The 5,099-nt window shown below is 68.5% G+C and carries 4 protein-coding genes; all 4 read right to left on the minus strand.

The genetic code is table 11. The annotated features are described in order from the left end of the window. On the minus strand, positions 1-1,832 hold a 1,832-nt coding region (locus VLF18_RS14270), incomplete at its 3' end, for a condensation domain-containing protein (protein WP_325280302.1). 30 nt (positions 1,833-1,862) lie between these two features. After that, complete coding sequence (locus VLF18_RS14275; RefSeq protein ID WP_325280303.1) at positions 1,863-2,072, minus strand: MbtH family protein; 210 nt, start codon at positions 2,070-2,072, stop codon at positions 1,863-1,865. Positions 2,073-2,482: 410 nt separating this feature from the next. Next, complete coding sequence (gene ggt / locus VLF18_RS14280; RefSeq protein WP_325280304.1) at positions 2,483-4,177, minus strand: gamma-glutamyltransferase; 1,695 nt, start codon at positions 4,175-4,177, stop codon at positions 2,483-2,485. A gap of 98 nt (positions 4,178-4,275) precedes the next feature. Further along, positions 4,276-5,099, minus strand: an 824-nt coding sequence (locus VLF18_RS14285) for a hypothetical protein (RefSeq protein WP_325280305.1), incomplete at its 5' end; no start/stop codon positions are given.

The raw sequence follows: 5,099 nt of genomic DNA on the forward strand, positions 1-5,099 counted from the left end.
TCGGTCGCGTCGGTTTCGTCGTCGAGGCAGAGCACGCGCGCGCCGCCGGCCGCGGCGAGATCGCGCCGACGCTGTTCGGACACGACGAGCGCGACACGGCTGTCGGCCTGCAGATACGCGAGGCGTTCGGCGGGATAGGCCGGGTCGAGCGGCAGGTAGGCCGCGCCGGCACGCAGGATGCCGAGCACGCCGACGACCATCGCAACGCCGCGGTCGACGCAGAGCCCGACGACCGATTCGGCACCGGCACCGGCCGCGACGAGGCGGGCGGCAAGCCGCGCGGCGGCCGCATCGACCTCGGCATAAGTCCAGCTGCCGCGGGAATCACGCACGGCGGGCGCCTGCGGCGTCGCGCGGGCCCGGTCGGCGACGATGTCGTGCACGAAACGCGGCGCATCCGACGGCGAGCGAGCGCCGTCGGCCGGCGCGCGGCCGTAGCGCGCGAGCAGGCGTTGCTCCGCCGGGCTCGCGAGCTGCAGCTGCGCGATCGCCGCCGATGGGCGCGCTGCGGCCTGCGCGAGCAGCGACAGCCATGCGCGCGTCATGCGCCGTGCGCTGCGCGCATCGAGACGGTCGATCTCGGAACGCGCCGACGCGTCCGGCCGGTAGCTGAAGTCGACGACGACATCGGAGCCGTCGCGATGATCGAGCACGGCGAGCGACAGCGGCGTTTTCTGATGGCCGCTTTCCAGACGCAGCGCCGTGGCCGGCTGCGCGCCGAACGGAAAGCGCGTGGCGAAATCCTCGAACGAGAACGTCAGGTCGAAGATCTGACGGCGGCCTTCGCGCGCCGGCTGCAGGCGCCGGTTGATCTCGGCGACCGGATAGCGCTGGTGGCGGTAGCAGCGGCGCAGATCGGCGGCGATGCGCGCCGCGAGTTCCGGCAGCGTTTCACCCGGATCGACGCGGATCGCGAGCGGCAGCACCGAGGCGAACAGACCAAGTGCGCGGCGAAGGCGCGACGAACCGCGGTTGTGCACGGCGACGCCGATGACGATCGTGTCGAGGTTGCGCGTGCGCGCGAAATACGCGCTCAGCATCGCGAGCAGCAGATGCTGCGCGGCGGCGCCGCGCCCGGCGGCAAGCACGGCGAGACGATCGAACAGCGCGCGCGGAATCGACCAGCGCGCCTGCCGGCTGTCGGTCGCCGCAGCGGCGCCGGGCGCCGCGATTCGATCGAGCAGCGGCGGCGGCAGTTGCGGCAATTCGCGTTCCCAGAACGCGGCGTCGCGCGCGCAGCGCGCCGAGTCGCGATAGGCCGCGTCGGCATCCAGCCATTCGCTCAGCGGCAGGCCGGCTTCGACCGTCGGCGCATCACCCGCGAGCAGTGCGTCGTAGGCTTCCTTGACGGCAAAAGCGAGCAGCCGCACCGAGGTGCCGTCGGAAACGAGGTGGTGGTGGCGATGCAGCCAGTAGGCATGGTCCGGGCCGGCGTGGACCAGCGCGGTGTCCCAGAGCAGGCCGCCGGCTGGATCGAACGGCCGTGAGAATTCGTGCTGCATCCAGGCCAATGCGCGTTCGTCGCCGTCGGGGCAGGCGGAGAAGTCGACGCGACGCAGCGCGATGTCGACCTGCGGCAGGACGCATTGCCGCGGCGTGCCGTCGTCGGCGACGGCCATCGTCGTACGCAGCGCGTCGTGCGCGGCGGCGACGGCATTGATTGCGCGTTCGAGCAGGCTCGCGTCGATGTCGCTGCCGATGCGGAATGCGCCGCCGAGGTTGTAAAGCGGTACGCCCGGATGCAGCGACTGGTCGATCCAGACTGCCTGCTGCAGGCCGGAGAGCGCGCGTGCGTCGAGCCGGCTGCCGCAGCCGGTGGCGGGAAACAGCATGGGCGGGCGTCCTTGCTCGGTGGTGAGGCGCTAGGCGCCGTTCTCGCGCAGGAATTCGCGCAGCGACAGCGGGCGCATGTCGGTCCAGACCTGTTCGATGTAGGCGAGGCATTCGGCCTTGCTGCCGCGCTTTCCGGCGTCGGTCCAGCCTGCGGGCAGCGGCAGCGCGTCGGGCCAGATCGAGTACTGTTGCTCGGCGTTCTTCACGACGACGAATACCGTGTCTTCGTTGTCCAGCATCGGGCTACCCGTGAACCGTTGATGTGCGGGAATGGCGTTTTACCATGACGGTAAAATGCGGATCTTCGAATTTGGCCGCGATTTGTAATACGCAAACGCGCCATTTAGCAATAACCGCGAGCGATGGAAAAAAGTTCGCGTACGGCACGGAATACGGCGGCGCCCGTACCGCACGCGCGCTGTCCGATCAGGCTGAGAACGCGTTGATGCCGGCATTTTCCGCAGCCGCATCAGATACCTGACGGCGGCGGGATGTGCGGCCACTTCCAAAATGTCGGCGTCGGTGAAATATCCCCGACGCGAATCGCACGGACTGATATTCGGCGCGCGCGCGAAACGAAGTATTTTTCCGGTCGGGCGCGCCGGCGCGATGCGCCAGCGGATCGACGGACGACTCCCGGTGCGGCGGCTCAGTAGCCCGCGGCCTGGCCGTCCTTGCGGCTTTCGGAGGCGCCGATCCAGACCCGATTCTTCTCGTCCCAGGCGATCGCCTGATAGCCGCCGTAGGGGCCGTCGGCGAAGGTGACCTTGTGGCCTTTCTGCATCAGGCCGCGCACGGTTTCCCAGCTGTAGCCGGTTTCGAGATTGATCTCGCCGCCGTCGCGCATGGCCGTGGCCTGGCCGGTCGGCTCGGTCGAGCCGTCGTGCTGGATGCGCGGCGCATCGCCGGCTTCCTGCAGGTTCATGCCGAAGTCGATCAGGTTCATGACGATCTGCACGTGGCCCTGCGGCTGCATCGCGCCGCCCATCACGCCGAAGCTCAGCCAGGGCTTTCCGTCCTTCGTGACGAAGGCCGGGATGATGGTGTGGAACGGCCGCTTGCCCGGCGCATACGAATTCGGATGACCCTCGGCGAGCACGAACATCTCGCCGCGGTCCTGCAGGATGAAGCCGAGTCCGGTCGGCGCCATGCCCGAACCCATGCCGCGGTAGTTGGACTGGATCAGCGACACCATGTTGCCGTCCTTGTCCGCGGTCGTCAGATAGATCGTGTCGCCGTCGTCGAGCGGCGGATGGCCGGCGTCGACGGATTTCGCGGCGGTGTCGCCGATCAGCTTGCGCCGCTCGGCCGCGTAGTCCTTGGACAGCAGCCCGGCCAGCGGCGCCCTGGCGAACGCCGGATCGGCGAAGTAGCGCGCCCGGTCGGCGAACGCGAGCTTCTTGGCTTCGGTGAACAAATGAACATGTTCAACACTGCCGAACGGGATCTTCGAGAAATCGTAGGCTTCGAGCAGGTTGAGCATCGCGAGCGCCGCCACGCCCTGGCCGTTGGGCGGCAGCTCCCAGACGTCGTAGCCGCGATAGTTCGTCGACACCGGCTCGACCCACTCGCCGCGATGCGCGGCGAGATCCTCGGCGCTCAGAAAACCCGCGTTGGCCTTCATGTAGTCGCCGATCGTCTGCGCGATACGGCCTTTGTAGAACGCATCGCGACCGCCCTTGGCGATCGTTTCGAGCGTGTTCGCGAGATTCGGGTTGGTCCAGCGCTCGCCCTTCTGCGGCGCCGCGCCGTCGCGCGTGAACTGTTCCTTGAAGCCCGGGTACTTCGACAGCCGCGGTACCGATTGCTGCCAGTAGTACGCGATGAGCTCGCTGAGCGGGAACCCCTCGCGCGCGTAGCGCACGGTCGGTGCGAGCAGGGTCTTCATCGGCAGCTTGCCGAACTTCCCGTGCAGCGCGAACCACGCGTCGACGGTGCCCGGCACCGACACCGGCAAGGGTCCCGTCGGCGGAATGTCCTTGTAGCCATGCTCGACGAACCAGGCCAGCGTGAGCGATTTCGGCGAACGGCCCGAACCGTTGTAGCCGTAGAGTTTCTGCGTCTTCGCGTCCCAGACGATCGCGAACAGATCGCCGCCGATGCCGTTGCCGGTCGGCTCCATGAGACCGAGCGCGGCATTGGCCGCGATCGCTGCGTCGAGTGCCGTGCCGCCCTGCTTGAGGATGTCGAGCCCGATCTGCGTCGCGAGCGGCTGCGAGGTCGCGACCATGCCGTGGGGCGCGATGACTTCGGAACGTGTCGCGAAGGCTTTTCCGGTGACGCGGTCGGCCGCACCGGCGGCCAGCGGAAGCAACAGCAGCAGAGCGGCAGCGAGGCAGCGCATACGACGGGCTCCGGATCGGAAAGAGCCCGAGCATAAGCGCATCCCGCGCGCCGTCCATGGGCCGGACGGCGCGTGCGACCAAGGTCGCGGTCGGACGGTCACGGCCGGACCGGGTCCCATGGAATCGTGTCGTCGTTGCCGTCGGCGCGGAACTGCTCGACATGGATCACGCCGGTGGTCCAGGTCGCGCCGGGTCGGTCATAGGCAATCTCGTCCGCGGCAAGCACGACGTCGACGCCGTTGTCCAAGGCAGTCATCGCGACGTTGCCCACCGGCTGCGTGAACGCGTAGCCGGAGACGCTGCGCCGCCAGAGTTCCTTGCCGTAGCTGTCCATCGCGACGATCTGTACCGGCCCGGACTCATCCGGCCGCGGCAGCTTGAAGGCGGTGACGATGTTGCCTGCGGCGTCGCCGCTCCAGGCGAAGCGCGTCGGCGGAAAGTCCGGCAGATACGGAAAGCTCGGACCGGACAGACCCGGGAAATGCACCCATCGTGCGCGTCCGTCGAGGAAGTGCCACGCACCGATTTCGTGACTGACGGTGTTGACGGCCGGAACGAACGCGCCACCCAGGTGCCGCGCCACGGGTTGCGGTACGAAACCCGCCGGCAGCGGCAACGCGTCGCCGTCGCCGTCGATATCGATGCGGCGCAGCACGCGTTCCGCGCTGGCCGCATCGCGCTGTTCGAGCACGAACGCGCCGCCGCCGATCGGCTGCACGGAAGTCACGGGCGCGGCGCTGTCCGCATAGGGCCAGCCATATCGCGCGGCAAGTGGTGTTCCGGTCGCCGGATCGAAGGTCTTGATGGCGATCGTGCCAGGACTCGACGCGTCGAGGCAGCGGGTCACCGCGGTCAGCGTGCCGGCGTCGTAGTCGTAATCGAGCGCGAGCATTTCGGCAGCGAGGTATACGCCGTTGGGGC

It is taken from the genome of Tahibacter sp., from assembly GCF_035481375.1.
In the GTDB taxonomy this organism is placed as follows: Bacteria; Pseudomonadota; Gammaproteobacteria; order Xanthomonadales; family Rhodanobacteraceae; genus Tahibacter.

Coding starts and splice junctions, on each gene's coding strand:
- VLF18_RS14275 (WP_325280303.1), bottom strand. CDS start 2,072: ATGCTGGACAACGAAGACACGGTATTCGTCGTCGTGAAGAACGCCGAG.
- ggt (WP_325280304.1), bottom strand. CDS start 4,177: ATGCGCTGCCTCGCTGCCGCTCTGCTGCTGTTGCTTCCGCTGGCCGCC.